General features: G+C 55.1%; 21 protein-coding genes. 11 read left to right on the forward strand and 10 right to left on the reverse strand.

The window, feature by feature from the left end; genetic code table 11:
- Positions 1–3 precede the first annotated feature (3 nt).
- Entirely contained in the window at positions 4–1326 is a 1323-nt protein-coding gene (locus RDN66_RS16745) for an MFS transporter (RefSeq protein WP_123652142.1), read from the reverse strand.
- A gap of 360 nt (positions 1327–1686) precedes the next feature.
- Between RDN66_RS16745 and RDN66_RS16750 the strand changes: the two genes are divergently transcribed.
- Positions 1687–2481 carry a YdcF family protein gene (locus RDN66_RS16750; RefSeq protein ID WP_202217915.1) on the forward strand — a complete coding sequence of 265 codons (795 nt, stop codon included), beginning with the start codon at positions 1687–1689 and terminating at the stop codon, positions 2479–2481.
- Between the two features lie 27 nt (positions 2482–2508).
- Here RDN66_RS16750 and RDN66_RS16755 read toward each other — a convergent pair whose 3' ends face one another.
- On the reverse strand, positions 2509–3036 hold the full coding sequence (locus RDN66_RS16755) for a hypothetical protein (protein ID WP_308538040.1): 528 nt from the start codon (positions 3034–3036) through the stop codon (positions 2509–2511).
- Between the two features lie 224 nt (positions 3037–3260).
- Between RDN66_RS16755 and aldA the strand changes: the two genes are divergently transcribed.
- The gene (gene aldA, locus RDN66_RS16760) at positions 3261–4706 is read left to right on the forward strand and encodes an aldehyde dehydrogenase (protein WP_308538041.1); all 1446 of its coding nucleotides are present in this window, start codon (positions 3261–3263) and stop codon (positions 4704–4706) included.
- Positions 4707–4845: 139 nt separating this feature from the next.
- Here the strand turns inward: aldA and RDN66_RS16765 are convergent, their stop codons facing one another.
- The 3 genes from RDN66_RS16765 to gap form a co-directional block, all read right to left on the reverse strand.
- Positions 4846–5898, reverse strand: a complete 1053-nt coding sequence (locus RDN66_RS16765; RefSeq protein ID WP_123652145.1) for a bifunctional transcriptional activator/DNA repair enzyme AdaA — start codon at positions 5896–5898, stop codon at positions 4846–4848.
- Positions 5882–6658, reverse strand: a complete 777-nt coding sequence (locus RDN66_RS16770; protein WP_308538042.1) for an isocitrate lyase/phosphoenolpyruvate mutase family protein — start codon at positions 6656–6658, stop codon at positions 5882–5884. The genes RDN66_RS16765 and RDN66_RS16770 overlap by 17 nt, the downstream gene beginning before the upstream one ends.
- Before the next feature lie 123 nt (positions 6659–6781).
- Complete coding sequence (gene gap, locus RDN66_RS16775) at positions 6782–7783, reverse strand: type I glyceraldehyde-3-phosphate dehydrogenase (RefSeq protein ID WP_308538043.1); 1002 nt, start codon at positions 7781–7783, stop codon at positions 6782–6784.
- 226 nt (positions 7784–8009) lie between these two features.
- On the opposite strand from gap, the gene cybB reads away from it, so the two are divergent.
- The 5 genes from cybB to RDN66_RS16800 all read left to right on the forward strand — a co-directional run bounded on the left by cybB (position 8010) and on the right by RDN66_RS16800 (position 12732).
- Positions 8010–8537, forward strand: a complete 528-nt coding sequence (gene cybB / locus RDN66_RS16780; protein ID WP_123652148.1) for a cytochrome b561 — start codon at positions 8010–8012, stop codon at positions 8535–8537.
- A gap of 70 nt (positions 8538–8607) precedes the next feature.
- Positions 8608–9246, forward strand: coding sequence for a leucine efflux protein LeuE (gene leuE / locus RDN66_RS16785; protein ID WP_202217918.1), 639 nt, complete (start codon positions 8608–8610; stop codon positions 9244–9246).
- Between the two features lie 235 nt (positions 9247–9481).
- Entirely contained in the window at positions 9482–9757 is a 276-nt protein-coding gene (locus RDN66_RS16790) for a metal/formaldehyde-sensitive transcriptional repressor (RefSeq protein ID WP_035893201.1), read from the forward strand.
- A gap of 22 nt (positions 9758–9779) precedes the next feature.
- Complete coding sequence (locus RDN66_RS16795; RefSeq protein WP_035893203.1) at positions 9780–10898, forward strand: S-(hydroxymethyl)glutathione dehydrogenase/class III alcohol dehydrogenase; 1119 nt, start codon at positions 9780–9782, stop codon at positions 10896–10898.
- A gap of 136 nt (positions 10899–11034) precedes the next feature.
- Positions 11035–12732, forward strand: coding sequence for a methyl-accepting chemotaxis protein (locus RDN66_RS16800; protein WP_202217919.1), 1698 nt, complete (start codon positions 11035–11037; stop codon positions 12730–12732).
- 108 nt (positions 12733–12840) lie between these two features.
- Here RDN66_RS16800 and RDN66_RS16805 read toward each other — a convergent pair whose 3' ends face one another.
- From RDN66_RS16805 to pcaH, 4 genes are all read right to left on the reverse strand, one after another.
- Positions 12841–15216 (reverse strand): glucose/quinate/shikimate family membrane-bound PQQ-dependent dehydrogenase, encoded by a 2376-nt coding sequence (locus RDN66_RS16805; protein WP_202217920.1) that lies wholly within the window; start codon positions 15214–15216, stop codon positions 12841–12843.
- A gap of 286 nt (positions 15217–15502) precedes the next feature.
- Entirely contained in the window at positions 15503–16426 is a 924-nt protein-coding gene (locus tag RDN66_RS16810; protein WP_202217921.1) for a LysR substrate-binding domain-containing protein, read from the reverse strand.
- Positions 16427–16638: 212 nt separating this feature from the next.
- Entirely contained in the window at positions 16639–17259 is a 621-nt protein-coding gene (gene pcaG / locus RDN66_RS16815; protein ID WP_035893209.1) for a protocatechuate 3,4-dioxygenase subunit alpha, read from the reverse strand.
- Positions 17256–17996, reverse strand: a complete 741-nt coding sequence (pcaH, locus tag RDN66_RS16820; protein ID WP_035893211.1) for a protocatechuate 3,4-dioxygenase subunit beta — start codon at positions 17994–17996, stop codon at positions 17256–17258. The genes pcaG and pcaH overlap by 4 nt, the downstream gene beginning before the upstream one ends.
- A 227-nt stretch (positions 17997–18223) precedes the next feature.
- On the opposite strand from pcaH, the gene RDN66_RS16825 reads away from it, so the two are divergent.
- The 4 genes from RDN66_RS16825 to rimL all read left to right on the forward strand — a co-directional run bounded on the left by RDN66_RS16825 (position 18224) and on the right by rimL (position 23525).
- Positions 18224–19534 carry a VOC family protein gene (locus tag RDN66_RS16825; protein WP_308538044.1) on the forward strand — a complete coding sequence of 437 codons (1311 nt, stop codon included), beginning with the start codon at positions 18224–18226 and terminating at the stop codon, positions 19532–19534.
- A gap of 45 nt (positions 19535–19579) precedes the next feature.
- A complete protein-coding gene (locus RDN66_RS16830; RefSeq protein ID WP_308538045.1) occupies positions 19580–21085 on the forward strand; it encodes a carboxylesterase/lipase family protein in 1506 nt (501 codons plus the stop codon).
- A gap of 113 nt (positions 21086–21198) precedes the next feature.
- On the forward strand, positions 21199–22854 hold the full coding sequence (locus RDN66_RS16835) for a glucan biosynthesis protein D (RefSeq protein WP_035893216.1): 1656 nt from the start codon (positions 21199–21201) through the stop codon (positions 22852–22854).
- Between the two features lie 119 nt (positions 22855–22973).
- Entirely contained in the window at positions 22974–23525 is a 552-nt protein-coding gene (gene rimL / locus RDN66_RS16840; RefSeq protein WP_202217924.1) for a 50S ribosomal protein L7/L12-serine acetyltransferase, read from the forward strand.
- Here rimL and ydcK read toward each other — a convergent pair.
- Positions 23520–24500: a YdcK family protein gene (gene ydcK / locus RDN66_RS16845; protein WP_035893219.1), complete on the reverse strand. Its 981-nt coding sequence runs from the start codon at positions 24498–24500 to the stop codon at positions 23520–23522. The two genes, rimL and ydcK, sit on opposite strands and share 6 nt — an antisense overlap.
- Positions 24501–24539 lie beyond the last annotated feature (39 nt).

Below are 24539 nucleotides of genomic sequence, written 5' to 3' on the forward strand. Positions count from 1 at the left end.
AGATTAAATCTGACTGGTCTGCGCGTTCACCGACGCGGCTGCATTTTTACGACGGCTGGCAAAGAAAATCGCCGTCAGAGAAATCGCCACCGTCGTTGCCAGATACCAGGCCACCGGTACCCAATCGCCGTTGTATTTTGCCAGCAGACCGGTTGCAATCAGCGGCGCGGTACCGCCTGCCAGTGCAGCGCCAATCTGATAGCCCAGCGTGATGCCGGTGTAGCGTACGTTGGCGCTAAAGATTTCCGAGCACAGCGTTCCCAGCACGGCGGTAATCGGTGACCATAAAATCCCGAAAGTGATAACCGTTGCGAGGGTGATCCCCCAGGTGGTGCCGGTGTTGAGCAGCAGGAACCACGGCACGATGAACAGACCCAGCAGCACGACGCTAATGGCGTACATTCGCTGACGACCAATTTTATCCGAGAGCAGGCCCATCAGCGGGATCATCACCGTTGACACCAGCGCACCAAGCGTGACGGCTTCCAGCACCTGCGACTTCTGATAGGTCAGGGTTGTGGTGGCGTAACTCACCACGAAGGTGGAGAAGATATAGAACGGTGCGGTTTCCACCACCTTCAGGCCAGCGGCGATAATCACTTCACGCCAGTGATGGGTCAGGGTTTCGCGCAGCGGCGCTTTAGCCACTTTACCGGAGGATTTCACCTTCTTAAATTCCGGCGTTTCATCGATATCTTTACGGATCCACAGGCCAATCAGCACCAGCGCCGCGCTCATCAGGAACGGAATGCGCCAGCCCCAGGAGAGGAACTGCTCTTCGCTGAACAGCGTCATCAGCGAGACGATAAAAGTGGCCATCAGCATCCCAATCGTCACGCCCGCCTGTGGGATACTGCCGAAGAAGCCTTTACGCTTTTCCGGCGCGTATTCATAGGCCAGCAGCAGCGCGCCACCCCATTCACCGCCGATGCCAATCCCCTGAATAATACGCATCAGAATGAGTAGAATCGGTGCCCAGATACCAATCATGTCGTAGGTCGGCAGCAGACCAATCATCACTGTTGCACTTCCCATCAGCGACAGGGTTAACACCAGCGTCTTTTTACGACCGATGCGGTCGCCAATGTGAGCGAAAATAACGCCGCCAATCGGACGAATAAAGAACGTGAGCGAGAAGGAAAGGTAGGAGAGAATCAGGCCGATGACCGGGTCAACCATCGGGAAAAAGATCTTATTAAACACCAGTGCGGCGGCCGTTCCGTATAAAAAATAGTCAAACCATTCAATGGAACTGCCGGTTAGGCTAGCAATCAGGACCCTCTTATTCTTTTTCAGGATCGTGGTGCTACTTTCTTGTATTGTCATGAAGAATAACTCCCGCCACATTGGGTTAAAATCAGGTATCACCTTTTTTATGGAATGGTGCAACCTGGATTGTGAAAAAGGTTGTGTGTTTGTTAAGCAACTTAGATATGGGCGTTATCTTTGGCAAGCGCATCATTGAAATTTGTGAATAAAAACGAGCATCATTTTTGTTTTAACTGACTATTTATCCTAATTATAACGGTAGTAAATTCTGGATTGTGTTATAGAAATAGCGTTTTATTCAGGTGCAACCGCGCTGTTTTTAGATGTTTCTGGTTATTTCATGATTGTTACAAAATGGTGTGATTAACGTGAGGCCGTGCCCGCCAATTTGCACGAATGAGGAGAGTTGAGAGGACCATGAACGTGTCATATTTACCGCAGGAAACGCTGATGGCGGCCAACTTACTGGGCCGCTGGCTGGCGCAAAATGATTTTGACAGCTCGCCAGAGGCTGAGGAAACGCAGTGGGTGGTGATGGCCGGAAATGCGGTGATGCCTACTATCGATGCCGCTTGTCGGTTGGTCAGTCAAAACGGCGGTTCACTGTTAATCAGCGGTGGTATTGGTCATTCGACCAACTTTCTCTATGAGGCGATGGCACAGCACCCGCGCTATCAAAGCATCGAAACGAACGGGGAGGCGGAGGCGACGCTGCTGGCGGAAATTGCGCACCGCTTCTGGCAGATCCCGCGAGACCGCATTGTGGTGGAAGACCAGTCGACGAACTGCGGTGAGAACGCCTGGTTTACCCGTCGGGTAATGGAAGCGTGTGGCATCCACGCGGCCAGGGTGACGGTGGTGCAGGACCCAACCATGCAGCGCCGCACTATGGCAACCTTTGCCCGCGTCTGGCAAGAGGTGGAAAACGCGCCGCGATGGTTAAGCTACCCGGGCTACGTACCGGAACTGATCAATACTGAGGAAGGCGTTGGCTATCGCCAGCCTGAGGCGGGGCTATGGCCGGTAGCGCGCTATTTATCGCTGCTGCTCGGTGAAATTCCACGCCTTCGCGATGATGCGCAGGGTTATGGACCACGCGGTAAGGATTTCATTGCTCACGTCGATATTCCCGCTGAAGTAGAGGCCGCCTGGGCACAGCTCAGCGCTGACCCGCTACTTCAACAGGTATTAGCCAGTCGTACGCTGGGATAATAGCGACCGACCGCCGAAGCGGTTGGATTAACGAAAACTCCATTGCACGGTAATAACAAAAATCGACGGTAAAATAATGCCGCTTTCGATGCCGAAATAGTCGGTGAAGTTATATTGCAGCCCGTGGTAGATATACGGCGAGAAGCCCACACCAGTGATTTTTTTCGCCGTATGATAGGTGCCGGAATCCCCACAGTGGCTGAAGGCATCAAAAAAGAATTCGCCCGTATAGGCATAAACGCCTTTAAACGTCCAACCCTCGGTGGGGCCACTGCCTTTCAACCAGTCACGGCCTACGCCTATCGAAAAACAGCGGTCATCAAAGCTGTTTTTCATCGTCCCGACCAGCAGGCTATATTTCGAATCCTCAGAAAATTTACGTTCGACTGAAAAGTAGTTGTTGTCGAATTCTTCAGTATATTGCCCGTGGTTACCCGTCAGGTGGTAGACAAACGAACCGGTATTAACGGAGTAGAGATTAATCTCATCAGCAAAGCTGAAAGTGGCCGGCAACAGGGCCGACGTAAATGCCAGAACGCCTGGGATTTTATGCATGATTGAACTCGGTAAAACCGAAATAAGAAGACAATATATTCAATGATAGTGCTTGTGCGATAAACCGTAGTTCAATCAGCACCGAGGATGAGAAAAAATTAGCGAACTATCTTTTCGTGTTGCTTCACAGAAACGGACATGACCAGTTGGAAAAGTTGCCAAAGTGTATATGTATTTAACAATATCTTTACTTGTTAACTACCTAACGCAGACAGGAGCAGGACATGACGTCACCCGTGCAACATCCGATGTATATTGATGGTCAGTTCGTCAGCTGGCAGGGCGATAGCTGGATTGATGTGATTAACCCGTCGACCGAAGAGTGCCTTTCCCGAATTCCTGATGGTGATGCCGAGCATGCGAAGCGGGCGATTGATGCCGCCGAGCGCGCGCAGCCAGCATGGGAAGCGCTGCCTGCTATCGAACGCGCCGGATGGTTGCGTAAAATTGCTGCCGGTATTCGCGCACGCGCGGCAGAAATCAGCCAGATGATTGTGGCTGAGGGTGGCAAAATTCAACAGCTGGCGGAAGTCGAGGTGGGGTTTACCGCGGACTACATCGAATACATGGCGGAATGGGCGCGCCGTTATGAAGGGGAAATACTGCAAAGCGACCGTCCAGGTGAGAACATCTTTGTTTTTAAACGTGCGCTGGGCGTTACCACCGGTATTCTACCGTGGAACTTCCCGTTCTTCCTGATAGCGCGCAAGCTCGCGCCTGCGCTTATCACCGGTAACACCATTGTGATTAAGCCGAGTGAGTTTACGCCGAATAACGCTATCGCTTTTGCTGAAATCGTTCACGAGATTGGCTTGCCTAAAGGGGTCTTCAACCTGGTGCTGGGGCGTGGTGAAACCGTCGGTCAGGAGCTGGCAGGCAACCCGAAAGTGGCCATGGTCAGCATGACCGGCAGCGTCGGGGCGGGCGAGAAAATTATGGCCGCCGCGGCGAAAAATATCACCAAAGTCTGCCTTGAACTTGGCGGTAAAGCACCGGCGATTGTGCTGGACGACGCCGACCTTGAGCTGGCGGTTAAAGCGATTGTCGACTCCCGCGTCATCAACACCGGACAGGTGTGTAACTGCGCTGAGCGCGTATACGTGCAGAAAGGTATCTACGACCGCTTTGTCAATAAATTGGGCGAAGCGATGAAAGGGGTGGCATTCGGCGACCCGGCAAAACGCAACGATATTGCGATGGGGCCGCTGATTAATGCTGCCGCGTTGGAGCGCGTTGAGCAAAAAGTCGCGAAAGCCGTTTCTCAGGGGGCGCGAGTGGTACTTGGTGGCAAAGCCGTCGATGGCGCGGGCTATTTCTATCCGCCGACGCTGCTGCTGGACGTTCGTCAGGAGATGAGCATCATGCACGAAGAGACCTTTGGTCCGGTGCTGCCGGTGGTGATGTTCGATACGCTGGATGACGCTTTGAAGATGGCCAACGACAGCGATTATGGACTGACATCTTCTGTCTATACCCGGGATCTCAACCAGGCGATGAAAGCCGTACGCGGTCTGAAGTTTGGTGAAACCTATATTAACCGCGAAAACTTTGAAGCGATGCAGGGCTTCCATGCTGGCTGGCGTAAGTCCGGCATCGGCGGCGTTGACGGTAAGCATGGGCTGAATGAGTATCTGCAAACCCAGATGGTCTATTTGCAAACTCAGGGTTAAGCGCAAATCCCAGCGTACGGGTTTGTAGGCTTGATAAGCGCAGCGCCATCAGGCGATTCAGGCGCTGATTGCCGGATGGCGGCGTTGCTTATCCTGCCTACAAGACCCGTAGCCCGGCAAGCAACGCGACGCCGGGAACTCACCGAGCCACGATCTTTTTCTCATGCTCCAGCAACCAGCGCTTACGGGCCACACCGCCGCCATAGCCGGTCATGCTGCCGTCTTTGCCGATCACCCGATGGCAGGGAATGACGAGAGCAATGCGGTTGGCACCATTAGCGGCCGCCACGGCGCGAGCGGCAGTCGGTTTATTGAGCGTTTCCGCCAGCGCCTGATAATGGGTGCTTTCCCCGCAGGGAATCTCGGCTAGCGCCTGCCAGACACGGCGCTGGAACTCACTGCCTGGCGTATCCAGCGCCAGCGTAAACCTCAGACGTTTGCCGGCGAAATACTCGGCAATCTCGTTTTCTGCCTGGCGGATATGCTCGTTTTGACCGGCAATAATGCGGGCGTTCAGCAGGCGCTGGAGGTCGCTAAATTCGGTCTCGAGCATCCGGCGGTCAACAAATTCCAACAGACACACCCCGCGCTCGCTGGCACAAACGAACATCGGCCCAATCGGCGTGGTAAAACGGTGAATGAGCAGCGTTTGCTGCGCCATCGTGGGCGAATGGCCGGTGAGTTTTTTGTAGGTGTAGCCGAAGCCGCTAAGCGACTCGTAGCCGCTATCAAAGGCGACATCCGTGGCGCTACGGCCACCCTTTAGCTCCTGCAATGCGACGTTAACTCGCTGCATACGCTGGAAAGCCTGAAAGGTAATGCCATGATGCTGTAAGAACCAGCGACGCACGCGCTCCGGGCTGATGTTGCTGTCACGCAGTCTGGCATCGCTGATGCGTACTTTAGGCGTCTGACGAACCAACGCCAACGCCTGTTCAATATAATCAGGCGCGCTACAGGCGTTTTCCGTTGGCCGACAGACTTTGCAGGGACGATAGCCTGCGTCCAGCGCCGATTTAAAATCACGGTAAAACTCGACGTTTTCACGTTTGGGCTTGCGCGCCCGGCAAACCGCAATACAGAACACACCGGTGGTTTTCACCCCGACGTAAAAGACGCCGGTGTACTCCGGGGCACGCGCCAGCAGCGCCTGGTACCAGGTATCGCATTGGACGCTATCGGTGACTTTCATCGTCAAAGACTCCTGCAAAGGACCGCTGATGGCGAAGCGATAACAGTAGACGGTTTAGTTGAGTTTGTAATGCACTATGCACGGCATTGCCCATGGAAATTCGACGCACGCCAAGTTCCGAAAGCGTCGCGAAATCAGCAAGACCGGGAACCGCCATCACGTTCAGCGGCAGCGCGGTTTGCCTGACTAACGCCGCAATATCCTCGGGATGGTGAACGCAGGGGACAAACAGACCATCAGCGCCATGGCTGGCATACAACGATGCTCGTGACAGTGTCACGCTTAACGCCTCTGGCATACCGAGTAAAAAGGGGTCGGTACGCGCGTTGAGAAAGAGCGAAACGCGGTGGGTCGCCAATCCCTCCCGAATGGCTTGCAGGCGCTTTGCAAAATGTTCAGCATCAAGGAGTTCGCGGCGGCCGTCGCGTACGTGGCTGTCTTCCAGATTGATTCCCGCTACGCCAAGCGCAGAGAGTTGCAGCACATTATCCACGATATCGCCCACGGATTCGGCATAGCCAGATTCAATATTAACGCTCAGTGGCAGCGTCGTCGCGGCACGGATGCGGCCCACAATATAGCGCAGCTCCGCAAACGACATCCCTTCGCCGTCAGGGTATCCCAACATGTCGGCAATGGCGGCGCTGGAGGTTCCCAGCGCCTGATAACCGGCACGCTGTGCGGCCAGGGCGCTCGGGACATCCCAGACATTCGCGATGAGCAGTGGGGCGCTTTGATGGTGCAGTTGAGTGAAGTTCATGTGATTCTCCGGTTGTGTGTGCAATCGGAGTGTGTCGCAGAGCGCAAAAGGGCAGCAACCGAAAATCAGACGACCATTTTTTGCGTGGAAACGGCGGGGGCGTGATGCCGCCCGCCGGCGTGTTTACATTTTGGCGAATTTTTCCAGTACGCGAATCAACTGGGTCACAAAGCCATATTCGTTATCGTACCAGGAGACCGTTTTGACAAGCTGCAGGCCGCCCGCTTCGGTCACTTCAGTTTGGGTCGCATCGAAGACGGAGCCGAAATGTGTGCCGATAATATCGGAAGAGACAATCTCCTCTTCGGTATAGCCAAATGACTCATTGTTGTTCGCGGCGTTCTTCATCACCTGGTTCACTTCATCTACGGTGACTTTTTTACTGAGAATCGAGACCAGCTCGGTCACTGACCCTGTTTTCGTTGGCACGCGCTGAGCGTGGCCCTTCAGTTTGCCGCTTAGCGCCGGGATCACCAGACCAATCGCTTTTGCCGCCCCGGTGGTGTGCGGAATGATATTCTCCGCCGCGGCGCGAGACGCGCGCAGGTCTTTGCCTCGTGGACCATCAACCAACGACTGCGTGCCGGTATAGGCATGGATGGTGGTCATGGTGCCTACTTCAATGCCGAACGCGTCGTGGAGGGCTTTAGCCATTGGCGCCAGACAGTTGGTGGTGCAGGACGCAACGGAGATAATCTTATCGCTGGCGTTCAGCGTATCGTCGTTGACGTTAAAGACCAGCGTTTTCATATCGCCAGCAGGCGCGGAGACCAGCACTTTTTTTGCCCCGGCATCAATATGCGCCTGCGATTTTTCCGTCGAGGTATAAAAGCCGGTACATTCGACAATCAGCTCTGCACCTTGGGCGGTCCACGGAATATTTTTCGCCTCTTTTTCAGCGTAAACGGTAATGGTTTTACCATTCACAATCAGCGCGTTATCGTTGTAATCAACGCTCCACGGGAACGGACCGTAGTTGGAGTCATGCTTCAATAAGTAGGCCAGAACTTTGGGGGAGGTCAGATCGTTAATTGCGACCACTTCATGACTGCTGGAAACTTCCAGTAAACGGCGCAGAACCAGACGACCAATACGCCCAAACCCGTTAATGCCAATTTTACTCATGGTGCTCTCCTGTCAGTGATGGGTATCAGCCCAATACGCGTACGTCAGATTGACTCAATTAATAAGTGTGGATTATGTATTTCATCTGTCCAGGCTTAGTTCAGCGAGCCGGGAAGGGCAACGTTGTCGCGGAAATTTAATTTGTATCGATTTGAAAAAGTTAATGAAATTTTAATGAATCGCGGCTATTTTGCTTTTTTATGTTACTTCTCAGAGTATTTTGGCGATGAACGATAAATATTCCCGCTTACAAATTGCTATCCACTGGCTGGTATTTTTGCTGGTGGTGGTAGCCTATGCGGCGATGGAACTGCGCGGATTTTTCCCCCGTAGCGACCGCCCGGTCATCAACATGATCCATGTCTCCTGCGGGATCAGCGTGCTGGTGCTGATGGTGGCGCGTCTTCTCATTCGTCTGAAGCGCCCGGCGCCGCCTATTGTGCCGAAGCCAAAGCCGATGATGACCGGGATGGCGCATCTGGGACACCTGGCAATCTACCTGCTGTTTATTGCGCTGCCGCTGATTGGTCTGGTGATGATGTACAACCGCGGTAATCCGTGGCTGGCGTTTGGCCTCACCATGCCGCATGCCGCTGAGGGGAATTTTGACCTTGTGGATACGCTGAAACACTATCATGTGTTCCTCGCGAACCTCGGCTACTGGCTGATTGGCCTGCACGCGCTTGCGGCGCTGGCGCACCACTATATCTGGAAGGACAACACGCTGCTGCGCATGATGCCACGCAAGCGTTAACCTGCTTTCAACTCCCTGTTCTCTGCGCTACCATAAGTCATATATTTGACGTATGAATGGAGAGAACAGGGTGTTCGCAGATTTTGGTGTACTTAATTACTGGACCTATTTGCTCGGGGCCATCTTTATTATTCTGGTGCCGGGGCCAAATACCTTCTTCGTACTGAAGACCGGCGTGTCGCACGGTATCCGCAAAGGATATATGGCGGCGCTTGCGGTCTTTATTGGCGATGCCGTTCTAATGTCTCTCTCGTTTGCGGGCGTCGCCACGCTGATTAAAACCACGCCGGTGCTGTTTAATATTGTGCGCTATCTTGGGGCGATTTATCTGCTCTATCTCGGCGGCAAGATGCTTTACAGCACGCTTAAGCGTAAAAATGCCGAACATGACGAAGCCGCGGAGCCGGGCCACGCCATCTTTAAGCGTGCGTTAACGTTGAGCCTGACCAACCCGAAAGCGATTTTGTTCTACGTCTCGTTCTTCGTGCAGTTTATTGATGTCCACGCGAAAACCCCCGGACTGGCGTTCTTTATTCTGGCGCTGACGCTGGAACTGGTGAGCTTTACCTACCTGAGCTTCCTTATCGTCTCCGGCTCGCTGGTGACGCGCTATGTGAAAACGCGTAAAAAGCTGGCAAAAATTGGCAACAGCCTGATTGGCCTGGTGTTTGTTGGCTTTGCGGCTCGCCTGGCGACCCTCCAGTCCTGATAGTTCTCCCGGCCCGATATTCTTATCGGGCCAGTCTGTTTTTACTCCCATCCAAATTGCTATAACGGCATAGGCCTGTCCTACGGTCACCTCATAAACGTCTAAACTAAGAGCTCTGGGGGAGTAAACCCGTTTGGGGCTGTCTATGCGCTTGAGCAAGTAAAAATTTAAAACATTTATTTTACATCAAAGCAATGAACTTGATAGTATACCCCCCTATACTATCGGAGGGCCTATGCCGCATTCACTCGAAGACAAAAAACGGGCTTTAAGCCGGGTACGTCGTATCAAAGGGCAGGTTGAAGCCCTGGAGCGTGCGCTGGAATCGGGTGACTCCTGCCTGACCATTCTGCAGCAGATTGCCTCTATCCGTGGGGCCTCTAACGGCCTGATGGGTGAAATGGTTGAGATGCACCTTAAAGATGAACTGGTGAGCGGCGAAACCACGCCTGATCAGCGCGCGGTGCGCATGGCTGAGGTAGGTCTCCTGCTTCGATCCTATTTAAAATAATCCCCTAATGGAAAAGACAGTTATGAAATCACGTGCTGCAGTTGCGTTTGGCCCTGGTCAGCCGCTGAAAATTGTTGAAATTGACGTGGCGCCGCCGAAAAAGGGCGAAGTGCTGGTCAAAATCACCCATACCGGCGTTTGCCATACCGATGCTTTCACGCTGTCTGGTGATGATCCAGAAGGCGTATTCCCGGCGGTGCTTGGCCATGAAGGCGGCGGTGTGGTGGTTGAAGTCGGTGAAGGCGTTACCAGCCTTAAGCCCGGCGACCATGTGATCCCGCTTTATACCGCCGAATGCGGCGAGTGTAAGTTTTGTAAATCGGGCAAAACCAACCTCTGTCAGGCCGTACGTGCCACTCAGGGTAAAGGCCTGATGCCGGACGGCACCACCCGTTTTTCCTATAACGGTGAACCGATTTATCACTACATGGGCACCAGTACCTTCAGTGAGTACACCGTCTGTGCAGAAATTTCACTGGCGAAGGTGAACCCACAGGCACCGCTGGATAAAGTCTGCCTGCTGGGCTGCGGTGTTACTACCGGGATCGGCGCGGTCCATAACACGGCGAAAGTGAAAGAAGGCGACACCGTGGCCGTCTTCGGGCTCGGCGGCATTGGTTTAGCGGTTATTCAGGGGGCGGTGCAGGCGAAGGCCGGACGCATTCTGGCGGTGGATACCAACCCGGAAAAATTCACCTTAGCGCGTGAAATGGGTGCCACCGACTTTATCAACCCGAAAGACTACGATAAACCGATTCAGGATGTGATCGTTGAACTGACCGACGGTGGCGTCGACTTCAGCTTTGAATGTATTGGCAACGTTAACGTCATGCGTTCGGCGCTGGAATGCTGCCACAAAGGCTGGGGCGAAAGCATTATCATCGGCGTGGCCGGTGCAGGTCAGGAAATTAAAACCCGTCCGTTCCAGCTGGTGACAGGCCGCGTATGGCGCGGTTCTGCGTTCGGCGGCGTGAAGGGCCGTACCCAACTGCCTGGGATGGTGGAAGAGGCGATGTCGGGCAAAATCCAGCTCGATCCGTTTATCACCCACCGCCTGCCGTTGGACCAGATCAACGAAGCGTTCGACTTGATGCACGAAGGGAAATCTATCCGTACCGTGATTCATTTCGGCGATAAATAATTACCCTCAACCAGCGGGATCTTCCCGCTGGTTTTCTGAAGTGTGACCCGCCTTACGTTTTGCACCTTTCCTGATAAGAATTCAGCGTCTATAGCCGATGACTCTATTACTTACCTCAAGTACAAGAGAGTTACTCATGGAAAAAAAATCCGCGCAGCCGAATCGCTCGCAAAAGGTCAGCTTTCTGCATCATATCCGCCTGGTGCCGTTCTTCGGTTTTGTGCTGGGCGGTATTCTGGTGCTGTTTGCCTTGAGTTCAGGGCTGGCAGGCTATTTCATGTGGAAAGCCGATAACGACCAGCGCGATGTGACGCAGGAACTGCAGGTCCGCGTTGGGCTTTCTGACAGCGCCAACTACCTGCGTGAAGCCCGTATTATGATGATTCATGCCGGGGCGGACAGCCGTATCGCCGAGATGGAGAGCATGAAGAAGAACCTGGCAGCGGCAGAAAACAGAATTAAACGCTCTCAGGACGGGTTCAAACTCTACACCAATCGCAGCGTGAAAACGGCGGCCGATGAAGCGCTGGATGCCGAAATGAATCAGCGCTATAGCGCCTATTTAGACGGCATGACGCCGATGCTGAAATATGCAAAAAACGGCATGTTTGAAGCCATCATCAACTATGAAAGCGAACAGGCACGCGCGCTCGACGATGCCTATAACGACGTGCGCTTGAAGGTGATTGATATTCGTACCGCACGAGCTAACCAGCTTGCGGCATTAGCGCATGACCGTACCCGACTGGGCGTGTTGTTTATGGTCGGTGCTTTTATTCTCGCCGTAGTGATGACCATTATTACCTTTACCACCCTGCGTAGCGTGGTGATCCTGCCGCTGCAGCGAGCGGGCGCGCGTATTGCCCAGATTGCGAGCGGCAATCTAACCATGGCAGATGAACCCGTAGGACGCAGTGAAATTGGTCAGCTCAACGGCAACCTGCAAAAAATGCAGCATGCGCTGGTGCAGACTGTGGGTACCGTGCGTCAGGGCGCGGAAGAGATCTATCGCGGAACCAGCGAAATTTCCGTTGGTAATACCGATCTCTCTTCGCGTACCGAACAGCAGGCGGCGGCCATTGAACAGACGGCGGCCAGCATGGAACAGCTCGCGGCGACGGTGAAACAGAACGCCGAGAATGCACACCATGCCAGCAAGCTGGCGGAAGATGCTTCCGGCAAGGCCTCCCGCGGCGGGCAACTGGTATCGGGCGTGGTATCAACGATGGGCAGTATCTCGACCAGCTCGAAGAAAATCTCGGAAATCACCTCGGTGATTAACAGCATTGCATTCCAGACTAATATTCTGGCGCTGAACGCCGCAGTAGAAGCGGCGCGTGCGGGCGAGCAGGGGCGCGGGTTTGCGGTGGTCGCCAGTGAAGTTCGCACGCTGGCAAGCCGCAGCGCCCAGGCCGCAAAAGAGATTGAAGGGCTTATCAGCGAATCGGTAACGTTAATTGAACGTGGGTCTGATGAAGTGGTGCGCGCGGGGACCACGATGACCGATATTGTTGATGCGGTGAAACGCGTGACCGACATTATGCTGGAGATTGCAGCGGCTTCTGATGAGCAGAATCGCGGGATTCAGCAGGTGAGCCAGGCGGTGACCGAAATGGATAACGTCACCCAGCAGAACGCCTCGCTGGTGGAAGAAGCCTCTGCGGCGGCAGCGTCACTGGAAGAGCAGGCAGCGCGCTTAACCGAAGCGGTCGGCACTTTCCGCTTACAGGCAAGTGAACGTGTTGAAACGGTCAAAGCCACAGCAAAAGCCGCGTTTAACCCGGCTCGTCCGACTGCGGCAACCGCCGGCGCGGATAACTGGGAAACGTTTTAAGCGAGGGTCTATCAATAAAAAAGCCTCGCCACCATAAAGGTGGCGAGGCAGTGAAGGCCTGATAAGCGTAGCAATATCAGGCACAATACGCGCACGATAGTTCGACTATCAGTGGCTATCCGGCAGCGCGTAGGCAATGATGTAATCACCGCGATCCGGCGACTGACGTGCGCCACCTGCGTTAATCACGATGTACTGTTTGCCGGTCTTCGGCGAAACGTAAGTCATTGGGCCTGACTGGCTGCCGACCGGCAGACGGTCTTTCCAGATCTCTTTCCCGGTTGCGGTATCAAACGCGCGCAGGTAGAAATCCTGAGTGCCAGCGAAGAACAGCAGACCAGACTGGGTAGACAGAGAAGCGCCCAGGGTTGGCATACCGATAGGGATTGGCATGTGCATGCGGATCCCCAGCGGACCGGTGTCTTCAACGGTACCTACCGGCACCTGCCAGACAATCTTCCCGGACTTCAGGTCCACGGCGGACATCGTGCCAAACGGTGGCTTCTGGCACGGAATACCCAGCGGAGACAGGAAACGCTCGCGCATTGCGCCATACGGCGTACCGTCCATCGGTACAATACCCATCTCGATGCCGCTGGCATTTTTCGCCACATTGGCGCGCGGCACCATGTAGTTTGCCAGGCCCAGACGCATATCGTTGACGAACATCAGGCTGTTGTTCGGGTCAACGGATACGCTGCCCCAGTTCATCCCACCCAGTGAGCCAGGATACTGCAGGGAACGGTCTTCGCCCGGCGGGGTGAAGATACCCTGATGACGCATCTCTTTAAACTGGATGCGGCACAGCAGCAGGTCAACCGGCGTAGCGCCCCACATATCGGATTCTTTCAACTGCTCGTTGCCGATCATCGGCATGCCGACGGAGTAAGGCTGAGTCGGAGAGTAGCGCTCGCCAGGAACGTTGCCCGCCGGAACCGGACGTTCTTCGACTTTGGCTACCGGCTCGCCGGTTTCACGGTTGAGCATAAAGATCATGCCCTGTTTACTGGTTTGTACCAGCACCGGCGTGGTGCCGCCTTTACCATCTGGCAGGTCATACAGCAGCGGCTGAGAAGGCAGGTCGAAGTCCCACAGGTCGTGGTGGGTTGTCTGATAGTGCCAGCGTACTTTACCGGTGGTAGCGTCAACCGCCACGATAGAGGAACTGTATTTATCGTCGAGCGCGGTACGTTCACCGGCCCAGAAGTCTGGGGTGGCGTTACCGGTTGGCAGATAAATCAGGTTCAGCTTGGCGTCGTAAGACATGGCGGACCAGACGTTCGGCGTACCGCGCGTGTAGGTCATGCCTTCTGGTGGCAAACCGGTCAGATTCGGGTTGCCCGGATCCCATGCCCAGGCAAGTTTGCCGGTATGGACATCATATGCGCGAACTACGCCCGGCGGTTCACCGGTAGAGAAGTTATCGGCAACGCGACCGCCGACCACCACCACGTTACCCGCCACTAATGGCGTAGAGGTCTGCTGGTAGTAACCCGGTTTGATATCGCCCATACCGACGCTCAGATCAACCACACCGTGGTCGCCAAAGTCGTCGCACACTTTGCCGTTATCGGCATTGATGGCAATCAGGCGGGCATCCGTGGTAGGCAGGAACAGACGACGCGGGCAGGCGGCGGGTTGCGTTGCCGTGGCTGGCGTGGTCAGGGCCTGGGTGTCTTCAAAATAACCGAGACCACGGCAGCGCTGCCAGTTTGGCGCGGTGGCTTTGGAATCGTAACGCCATTTCTCTTTGCCTGAATCGACATCCAGCGCCAGCACTTTGCTGTACGGCGTACAGACGAACAGCGTGTCGCCAATCTGCAGTGGTGTGTTCTGATCTTCGGCACCGGAGCCGTTGCTCTGTGGAATATCACCGGTATGAGCAACCCATGCGACCTGCAGCTTATCGATATTCTGCTTGTTGATCTGATCTAACGCGGCAAAACGGTCGCCGTGGGTGGTGTTACCCCAATGCTCCCAGTTTTTCTGCGCTTCGCCTGGTGCGACCGGTTTAACCGGTACCGGTTCCGTCGCGGAGACCAGCGTTTGCGGCTTGAACATGCCGCCAACGCTCACCAGCAGGATAACGGCGATAATCCCGGCGAGGATAAATGCCGGGCCTTTTTTCGCAGGCTGCGCGTGGGACATAAACGGCCATACCAGCGCACAAAGAAAGGCCAGTACGCCAAAGGTAAACAGGCGCGAGAAGAGCGGCCAGAAATCCCAGCCCGCATCGCTGATAGACCAGACGATCGCCACAATAAACGCCAGCGCGTACAGCACAATCCCGGCACGACGTTGACGCGCGATCAGAATGGCGCTGACCACCATCACGATACCCATCAGCGTAAAGAACCAGGTGCCACCAACGCTGGCGAGCTTAGCCCCCAGCGCGCCGATAGCCAGGCCGACGATCAACATCAGCGCGATAAGAAGCCACTGCAGAATTCGTGGGAATCCTCGTGGCACGTTGCCAGTTGCCATACCGTTCTCCTTAAAACAGCAAAATGTGCACAGTTGAACCATGTGGTGTGTTTTGTGCTGTGCTTTTGTTTTGAATGAAATGCTAGCGTGCTTCTAAATGAAGTATTTGGTTTGCCAATGCAATAACGAATGAACCATTTGGTTAAATTATAGGTATGATAGATCTGTTAAATTGCATTGCGCAATTGTTAATAAATAATTTCGCATTAATTGCGTAGAGCAATAGTAAAAGGGTGCGGAAAAACGAAGGAACTTAGCCCGCCAGGCGACGGGCCCGGGTGATTTTTCAGGAAGGCATTGACTTGCGAACTGCGCTCAATAGCGTCTGCGCGCCGGAAGAAAGCGGGGTATCCACTCGCGTCAGGATACCAATGGGTTCACCCTGACCCTGCGTCGCAATCGGCAGGGCGGTCAGCACGCCGCGGCGCAAATCGTCCTTCACCGCGCCGGAAGGGACGAACCAGATATAGTTGAAATCGACCGTCAACTGGCGGGAGAGCGACGCGGAAAGCGTCTCAATGCAGCCTGCGGGCATTTTGCAGCCCTGGCTTTGGAGCAGCGTTTCCGCATTCTGGCGGGGAACGGTACCCTTCGGTGAAACCACTACCGGCCACTCCAGCACGCGGCTCAGAGTGATATTTTCATGCAGCAGCGGGTGGTCGGGACGGACGACCAGCTTCAATGATTCCAGGAACAACAGCTCATAGTTCAACCCGGTCATCAGTTCCGGGTCGGACATGCGACCAATGCCCAGATCGATATCACCGGACTTCAGCGCCGCCAGCAGCATCGTATTGTTCATGGTGGCGACCTGAAGCGTCACGTCTTTTTGCTGCTGATGAAATTGTCCGATAACGGCAGGGAGCACGCCGAGCGCTGCGGTGGGCAGGGCACCGATGCGCACAACATCATTGTTAACACCTTCTTTACGTGTCAGCGCCTGACCCGCGGTATTTAGCGCATCAAGCACCTTCACGGCATGGGTTAAAAATTGTTCACCCACGAGGGTGAGTTGAGCCCCCAGACGGCCACGTTCGAAGAGACGTGTACCGGTTAGCTGTTCAAGTTCATTGAGCGTCTTGGAGAGCGCTGGCTGGCTTAAATTAAGGGTTTCAGCCGCTCGCCCCAAAGTTCCTTGCTGGGCGACGGCTACGAATGTGTGCAGATGGCGCAGGCGAATGCGCTGACTAAAGAGTGCGTTTTTTTCCATAAGCGATGTTAAAAACAGAGCGGCATGAGTGACAAGTAATGTTGTTTAAATTTGATAACTTGCTAGCAAATTATTATTAACATTTGTGCGGTTTAACAGACAAGCGATTTGTTGGATTAGAGACGTTCCCGGCGTCGCTGCGCTCGGCCGGGCTACTTTGCGATAGGTAACCCGGCAGTACAAATGCGACGCCGGGTCAAAGCGCACTAACCTTACAGATCAAAAAACACCGTTTCGTTTTCGCCCTGCAAATAAATATCGAACCGATACACCGTCTCATTGCCGCGCGTCTCTTTATGCGCAATCAGCGTCTTGCGACGCACTTCCCACTCAATCAGGTTCAGCACAGGATCTTTGCTGTTTGCCTCTTGCTCGTCTGGGAAGTACATCCGCGTATTCAGACCGATGTTGATCCCGCGCGCCACGATCCACAGATTGACGTGCGGTGCCATCATGCGCCCATCGCGGCCGACCGCTTGTCCCGGCTTAACGGTATCAAAACGCCAGACGCCGCTATCGAAGTTGGAGCAGGCGCGACCCCAGCCGCGAAAATCTTCATCCAGCGTTTTTTCGTGCTGTTGGTCCGCGACATGGTTATAGCGCCCGGCGGCGTTGGCTTGCCATATTTCAATCAGCACATCGCGCACCGGTGTGCCGGAGCCGTCGAACACGCGCCCCTCGATGGCAATATGCTCTCCGGGCGTGTGGCTGTTGGTCAGGGTTGAACCAAAATTCTTCTCAAAAATATGGAAGCCTGCGGCATCCGGCGCTAGGCCAATATGCACATAAGGGCCGGCGGTTTGTGACGCCGTTTCCGGTAAATAGTCTTTCATCGTGCAGCCCCCTGAGTACGATTTTCAAACAACGTGGCGCGCTGGCCGCGCAGCACCAGATCGAAACGATAGGCCAGACAGTCGAGCGGTACGGCAGCATGGGTATCCAGCTCGGCGATAAGCGTACGTACGGCATCATCGTTATTGATGGTTTTGACGATAGGGCACTGCTTGATAAGCGGATCACCCTCAAAATACATCTGGGTGATCAGGCGCTGGGCGAAGGCTTCGCCAAAAATAGAGAAGTGAATATGCGAAGGACGCCAGTCGCTCACCTGGTTACGCCACGGATATGGGCCGGGCTTGATGGTGCGGAAGAAGTAATAGCCATTTTCATCAGTGAGAACGCGCCCACAGCCGCCAAAGTTGGGGTCAATCGGAGCCAGATACTGGTCCTTCTTATGGCGATATCGGCCCCCGGCGTTGGCCTGCCACACTTCAACCAGCGTATTTTTCAGCGGGCGGCCGAAGCCATCGCGCACGTAGCCATGAACGATGATGCGTTCGCCAATAGGCAAACCGTCTTTGGCGTAGTTGAGGATAAGATCGTTATCCAGCGGGCCGAGATCCTGCTGGGAGAAGACCGGGCCGGTGATTTCTGACAGCGAATTTTGCAGCGAGATAAGGGCATTGCGCGGCGAGCGCAGCACGCTGGTTTTATAGCCCGGCGCGTGGGCTGGGGGATGATTGTTGTAATCCCGGTGAATCACTTCTTGCGGTGACCATTTTGTGCTCATAGGTGGCTCCGTGTAGGGTATTTTATTATTGCCACAGACAGTGTGTGTAAATGTTTTGTTAATTTAAAGTGAATTTAAGGTATATTTTTAATAACCCTGGGTTATGTAATCAGAACCATTCACTCAATAAGTTCAGTCAGTTGCCGCGATCACAGTTTGTAAATTCTTACCGCATAGCGTCATGGCCTTTCCTACACTGCAAATATATTCACAGGAGGCAAGGCATCATGGCGCACACCCTTTCGGCGGATGATATTCGTGAGGAATTTTCACAAGCAATGTCGGCAATGTATCAGCAAGAAGTTCCGCAATATGGAACCCTGCTGGCATTAGTGGCTGACGTAAACCTGGCCGTGCTGGAAAATAACACGCGTCTGTATGAACAGCTGGCCAATGCGGATGAGCTCGCGCGACTTAATGTTGAACGTCACGGCGCGATCCGAGTGGGTACGGCAGAAGAACTTGCCACGCTGTGCCGGATGTTCGCCATAATGGGAATGGAGCCGGTGGGCTATTACGATCTGTCGGTGGCGAACGTTCCGGTACACTCGACCGCCTTTCGGCCGGTGGACGATGCGGCGTTACAGCGTAATCCGTTTCGTATTTTTACCTCTTTATTACGTCTTGAGCTTATCGACGACCCGAATCTGCGCCAGAAAGCGGCAAAGATCTTAGCCGAGCGCGATATCTTCACGCCGCGCTGCCGGGCGCTGATGAATCTGCATGATGAGCAGGGCGGATTCACCGCTCAGCAGGCGCAGGAGTTCGTGCGGGAAGCGCTGGAAACCTTCCGCTGGCATCGGCATACCACCGTTGACCAGGAGACCTATCAGGCGCTGAACCAACAGCATCGCTTGATTGCCGATGTGGTCTGTTTCCCCGGCTGCCACATTAACCATCTCACGCCGCGGACGCTGGATATCGATCGCGTGCAGGAACTGATGTCCGATTACGGTATTGAGCCCAAAGCAGTAATTGAAGGGCCGCCGCGCCGGGCGGTGCCGTTACTACTCCGCCAGACCAGCTTTAAAGCGCTGGAAGAGCCTGTGCAGTTTGCCGGGGAGTCGAACGGCACGCACACCGCGCGCTTTGGCGAAATTGAACAGCGTGGGGTGGCGTTAACGCCTAAGGGCCGTGCGCTGTATGACAAACTGCTCAGCGAGGCGGGGGTTGGCAAAGATAACCTAACTCATCAGCAGCATCTGCAAGAGGTATTCAAAGCGTTCCCGGATAGCGAGTTCTTACTGCGCCAGCAGGGGCTTGCCTGGTTCCGCTATCGCCTAACGCCGACAGGTGACGCCCACCGCCAGGCGATTCACCCAGGCGATGATCCTCAGCCGTTCACCTATGAAGATTTTCTGCCGGTGAGCGCCGCCGGGATTTTCCAGTCGAACCTGGGCGGTGACGCGCAAACACGCACGCAGGGCAATGCTAGTCGCGATGCCTTTGAAACGGCGCTTGGCCGACAGGTACTGGACGAATTCAGTTTGTATGAGGAGGCTTCTCTACGCAGTAAACGGCGTTGCGGTCTGCTCTGAAACGGGTACTCTGCACAGGAGTGAAGAGAAAAAGGATGAGAATCAATGCAGAGTGCCGCAATTCAGGTGGAAACCAGACAAGGGACGTTAACGGGCGTAGTCGAAGGTGATACCCATCTGTGGTGCGGTATTCCTTACGCGGCACCGCCGGTGGGCCCGCTCCGTTGGCGTGCGCCACAGCCGGTGACGCCCTGGCAGGGCGTGCGTCAGGCGAATGCCTTTTCCGCTGCCAGTTGGCAGAGCGCGGAGTACTGCCAGGAACTTGGCGGCGGTGACCCCGGCCGCTTTTCTGAAGACTGCCTCTACCTTAACGTCTGGTCCCCCGCTAAACGTCAGAGGCCGCTGCCGGTGATGGTCTGGCTGCACGGCGGTGGTTTTACCATTGGTGCAGGCGCGCTACCGCCTTACGACGGTAAAGCGCTGGCTCGACGCGACGTGATTGTCGTTACGCTCAACTATCGTTTGGGCCACCTCGGCTTCTTTGCCCATCCGGCTCTTGACGGGGAAGACGGCGAACGGCTCTACAATTTTGGTCTGATGGACCAGGTTGCCGCGCTACGTTGGGTGCAGGAAAACATTGAAGCCTTCGGCGGCGATCGTGACAACGTCACGTTATTCGGTGAGTCGGCAGGCGCGCGCAGCGTGCTGTCGTTGATGACCTCCCCGAAAGCCGTGGGGCTGTTCCATAAAGCTATCATTCAAAGCGGCTATACCTTGCCCGACCAACCGCGCGACGTGGCGCTAGCGCGCGGTGAGCGACTGGCCGAACATTTCAATCTGCCGAATGCGTCAGCACAAGATCTGCGTGATATTCCCGCCGAGGCATTCTGGCCGCTGACCGCACCCCATAATATTGGCCCCGCGCCCATCGTCGGCGACTCCGTGCTGCCGCAGCCGATGCTCGACGTTTTCTTCGCCGGGAAACAGCACGTCATGCCGGTGATGGTGGGTTCCAACAGCGATGAAGCCAGCGTGATGGCGGTATTTGGCGTGGACCTGGCGGGAGAAATTCAAAAACTTCGCCGCGAGCGCCGTCTGGGTCTGGGGCTTATCAAGCTGCTCTATCCGGGGGTGAAAGGTGATGAAGAACTGGGCCGCCAGGTCTGCCGGGATATGGCGTTCACTACCCTGGGCTATGTGGTGATGCAGGCGCAACAGCGAGTGAATCAACCCTGCTGGCGTTACTGGTTTGATTACGTCGCCGAAGCCGAACACGACACCTATTATCACGGCGCGTGGCACGGCAATGAGGTGCCCTATGTCTTCGACACGCTGGGGCAAATCATGCCCTCGCGCGAGTACGCTTCGCCGCGCGATCTCAAGGTGGCGTCTCAGGTGGCGGACTACTGGGTCAGCTTCGCCCGTGATGCCAACGCGCGCCATACCGTGCTGCCGGGACCGGTGCGCTGGCCCGCCTGCGTGCGCGGTCGCGACCGGCTTTTGCGCATTGGTTTACGCAAGCACGCCGGGTTCCACGTGGAAAATCGCTTTATGCGTGCGCGGCTGGCGCTGTTCAAACGCGTCATGAAGCATCATGTGAGTCTGGATTGACAGATTTTGTTGCGCTAGCAATTGGATTATCAATCAATTTTGTCTAGAGTGGGCGGCAATAACGCCGTTTTTATTTTGCAGCATTCCGACTTTAAAAGGACGCTTTGCCAGGCATGAACCGCAGACACTTTCTTAAATCTTCAATGGCTGTTGCCGCCGTGTGCGGAACTTCCGGTTTCGCATCGCTATTCTCCCAGGCCGCGATGGCAGAGGACTCCGGCATTGCCGACGGCCAGACGCGTCGCTTTGATTTCGGCGTACTGCAATCTATGGCGCACGATCTCTCCCGCCAACCGTGGAGCGGCGCGCCGCGCCCGCTGCCGGATACCCTGGCTAACCTGACGCCGCAGGCCTACAACAGCATTCAGTATGACGCTGAACATTCGCTGTGGAACAACGTCAAAGAGCGCCAGTTGGACGTGCAGTTTTTCCATGTCGGGATGGGCTTCCGCCGTCGCGTACGGATGTTCTCGCTGGACCCGTCAAGTCATCAGGCGCGTGAAATTCACTTCCGCCCGGAACTGTTCCAGTACAACAATGCTGGCGTAGACACCAAACAGCTGGAAGGGCAGACCGACCTCGGTTTCGCCGGTTTCCGCGTGTTTAAAGCGCCGGAACTGGCGCGCCGCGATATCGTGGCGTTCCTTGGCGCGAGCTACTTCCGTGCGGTAGACAGCACCTATCAGTACGGCCTGTCCGCGCGCGGCCTGGCGATTGATACCTATACCGACTCGCTGGAAGAGTTCCCGGACTTCACCTCTTTCTGGTTCGAAACCGCGAAGCCGGGCGACACCTCCTTTACCGTGTACGCGCTGCTGGATAGCGCCAGCGTCACCGGAGCGTACAAATTCGTCGTGCACTGCGAAAAAGCACAGGTGATCATGGATGTGGAGAACCATATCTATGCGCGTAAAGACATCAAGCAGCTCGGCATTGCGCCAATGACCAGTATGTTCAGCTGCGGCAACAACGAGCGCCGGGTCTGCGACACCATCCACCCGCAAATCCACGACTCCGATCGTCTGGCGATGTGGCTTGGTAACGGTGAATGGGTGTGTCGTCCGCTGAACAACCCGCAGAAGCTACAGTTCAACGCCTACCAGGACAAAAACCCGAAAGGCTTCGGGCTGCTGCAGCTCGACCGCGATTTCACCCACTATCAGGACGTCATGGGTTGGTACAATAAACGTCCAAGCCTGTGGGTGGAGCCGCGTAATCAGTGGGGTAAAGGGGCCGTCAGCCTGATGGAAATCCCTACCACCGGCGAAACGCTCGATAACATCGTCTGCTTCTGGCAGCCGGAAAAACCGATGAAGGCGGGCGATACGCTGAACTTCAGCTACCGCTTATACTGGAGCGCAATGCCGCCGGTACGTTCCCCGCTGGCGCGCGTGCTGGCTACCCGCACCGGTATGGGAAGCTTCCCGGAAGGCTGGGCACCGGGCGAGCATTACCCGGAAAAATGGTCCCGTCGCTTCGCTATCGATTTTGTTGGTGGCGACCTCAAAGCCGCTGCACCGAAAGGGATCGAACCGGTCATTACGCTCTCCAGCGGGGAGGCTAAGCAGATTGAGATCCTCTACGTTGAACCGTTCGACGGCTATCGCATTCTCTTCGACTGGTATCCAACCTCTGATTCCACCGACCCGGTAGATATGCGCCTGTTCCTGCGCTGTCGTGGCGATGCCATCAGTGAAACCTGGCTGTATCAGTACTTCCCGCCAGCGCCGGATAAACGTCAGTATGTTGATGACCGCGTAATGAAATAATTTGCCTGTCATCGTGTAGGCCGGATAAGGCATAGCCGCCATCCGGCACTCTGCGCCGTTATGCCTGATGACGCTGCGCTTATCAGGCCTACTCGACTTCCGCCAATTGAGGCACCAGAATGACTACCGCTGAAATTATCACCGTCAATGACACCGTTACCCTTCATGCGGTGAATGAAAGCCACGTTACCGGTCTCTTTGAACTGGTGATGCGTAATAAAGTCTGGCTACAGCAAACGCTGAATTGGCCGCAGTTCGTCAACAGTGAACAGGATTCTCGCCAGAACGTGCAGGGTAATATGATGCTGCACCAGCGCGGTATCGCCAAAATGTTCCTGATTTTTGTCGATGATACGATGGCTGGCGTCCTGTCTTTTAACCAGATTGAACCCTCAAACAAAACGGGTTATATCGGCTATTGGCTGGATGAAGACGCGCAGGGGAAAGGGATTTTGTCGGCGTCACTACAGGCGTTTGTTCGCTACTATGCCGAACGCGGCGAGATTCGCCGCTTCGTCATTAAGTGCCGGGTCGATAACCTGCGCAGCAATCAAGTCGCGCTGCGCAATGGCTTTGCGCTGGAAGGGTGCTTGCGCCAGGCCGAGTTTCTCAACGGTGTTTATTACGACCAGAACATTTATGCCCTGATTGTTGACGACGCGGCGCTATAGCGCGCCAAACAGCGGGGTGCGGGTAATATGCTGCGCCCCGGTCAGTGCTTTACGCCCGCGCAGATGGATCGCCTCTCCAGGCAAAGCCTCCACCACCACGCTATCGGTGATATCAATGTGATACTCGATCAGCACATCGCCAATCACCCGCGCATCGCCCTGAATAAGCACGTGATCGTCGAGTAATATCGGCCCGCCCTGTAAGCGCGCGTTGCCGCCAACCATCACGTGGTGCTTCAGCACGCAATTACCTTCTACTACCGCATGTTCAGCCACCTGCGAGCTGTAACGAATCGTTGGGATCTCATCTTCGCCGCGCCCGGCGATAATGCGCGCATTGCCGTAAACTTTAGCGCAGTCGCACACCCAAATGTTGTTCTCCTCATTCCCATCCAGACGAGCGCTATCGAAGATTTCTGCACGGTGTTCAACAAAGGCATGAATCAGCATGGCTTTGCCGAAGATTTGCGCCTGATGCACTACCCGGCAGTGGCGAAGCTGCGCGGCGTCGTAGATTTGCAGGAGTTGCTCGCTATCGGCGGTTAACCCTCTGGCCCCGACAATTTGCGACTGTTCCGCAATGTAGGCATAGCCGAACAGATGGCAGTGGCCATGAACCTGGGAATCATGTACGGCCGCATCGCCGTTGACTCTAGCGTAATGGCTGATGCGGCTGGCTTGCACCCATGCGTTACCGCCAACTTCTGCCTGATGGCTAATTTCGCAGGGTTGCGTAATTCTGGCGTTTTCGGTGACCCGGGCCCCGGCGTACACCAGGCTGTTTTGATCGTAGATCCAGCATTCACCATCGTGGCTGAGCGACAGCTCGTTTTCTACCCAGCCTCCGAGGCTGCCAGCGCTGACATCGGCAAAATCCTGTAGGGCAATAATCTGGCGTACCACCACGCTCTCTCTGGCGCCGGGTTCGCCAATTTGAACGCTGCGCGTTTCATCGCTGAGACGGTATTTTTTCATGATGGCCTCACAGGTATGCAGATAGAGTAAATGTAGCAA

The sequence above is a fragment of the uncultured Kluyvera sp. genome, from assembly GCF_902485085.1.
In the GTDB taxonomy this organism is placed as follows: Bacteria; Pseudomonadota; Gammaproteobacteria; order Enterobacterales; family Enterobacteriaceae; genus Kluyvera; species Kluyvera ascorbata.

Excerpts from the sequence above, each read along its gene's own strand:
- RDN66_RS16835 (WP_035893216.1), top strand. The coding sequence starts at position 21,199 with ATGAACCGCAGACACTTTCTTAAATCTTCAATGGCTGTTGCCGCCGTG.
- RDN66_RS16800 (WP_202217919.1), top strand. The coding sequence starts at position 11,035 with ATGGAAAAAAAATCCGCGCAGCCGAATCGCTCGCAAAAGGTCAGCTTT.
- gap (WP_308538043.1), bottom strand. The coding sequence starts at position 7,783 with ATGAGTAAAATTGGCATTAACGGGTTTGGGCGTATTGGTCGTCTGGTT.
- RDN66_RS16795 (WP_035893203.1), top strand. The coding sequence starts at position 9,780 with ATGAAATCACGTGCTGCAGTTGCGTTTGGCCCTGGTCAGCCGCTGAAA.
- RDN66_RS16755 (WP_308538040.1), bottom strand. The coding sequence starts at position 3,036 with ATGCATAAAATCCCAGGCGTTCTGGCATTTACGTCGGCCCTGTTGCCG.
- aldA (WP_308538041.1), top strand. The coding sequence starts at position 3,261 with ATGACGTCACCCGTGCAACATCCGATGTATATTGATGGTCAGTTCGTC.
- RDN66_RS16750 (WP_202217915.1), top strand. The coding sequence starts at position 1,687 with ATGAACGTGTCATATTTACCGCAGGAAACGCTGATGGCGGCCAACTTA.
- pcaH (WP_035893211.1), bottom strand. The coding sequence starts at position 17,996 with ATGAGCACAAAATGGTCACCGCAAGAAGTGATTCACCGGGATTACAAC.
- cybB (WP_123652148.1), top strand. The coding sequence starts at position 8,010 with ATGAACGATAAATATTCCCGCTTACAAATTGCTATCCACTGGCTGGTA.
- rimL (WP_202217924.1), top strand. The coding sequence starts at position 22,974 with ATGACTACCGCTGAAATTATCACCGTCAATGACACCGTTACCCTTCAT.
- RDN66_RS16810 (WP_202217921.1), bottom strand. The coding sequence starts at position 16,426 with ATGGAAAAAAACGCACTCTTTAGTCAGCGCATTCGCCTGCGCCATCTG.
- RDN66_RS16770 (WP_308538042.1), bottom strand. The coding sequence starts at position 6,658 with ATGAACTTCACTCAACTGCACCATCAAAGCGCCCCACTGCTCATCGCG.
- RDN66_RS16825 (WP_308538044.1), top strand. The coding sequence starts at position 18,224 with ATGGCGCACACCCTTTCGGCGGATGATATTCGTGAGGAATTTTCACAA.
- RDN66_RS16745 (WP_123652142.1), bottom strand. The coding sequence starts at position 1,326 with ATGACAATACAAGAAAGTAGCACCACGATCCTGAAAAAGAATAAGAGG.
- pcaG (WP_035893209.1), bottom strand. The coding sequence starts at position 17,259 with ATGAAAGACTATTTACCGGAAACGGCGTCACAAACCGCCGGCCCTTAT.
- RDN66_RS16790 (WP_035893201.1), top strand. The coding sequence starts at position 9,482 with ATGCCGCATTCACTCGAAGACAAAAAACGGGCTTTAAGCCGGGTACGT.
- ydcK (WP_035893219.1), bottom strand. The coding sequence starts at position 24,500 with ATGAAAAAATACCGTCTCAGCGATGAAACGCGCAGCGTTCAAATTGGC.
- RDN66_RS16830 (WP_308538045.1), top strand. The coding sequence starts at position 19,580 with ATGCAGAGTGCCGCAATTCAGGTGGAAACCAGACAAGGGACGTTAACG.
- RDN66_RS16805 (WP_202217920.1), bottom strand. The coding sequence starts at position 15,216 with ATGGCAACTGGCAACGTGCCACGAGGATTCCCACGAATTCTGCAGTGG.
- RDN66_RS16765 (WP_123652145.1), bottom strand. The coding sequence starts at position 5,898 with ATGAAAGTCACCGATAGCGTCCAATGCGATACCTGGTACCAGGCGCTG.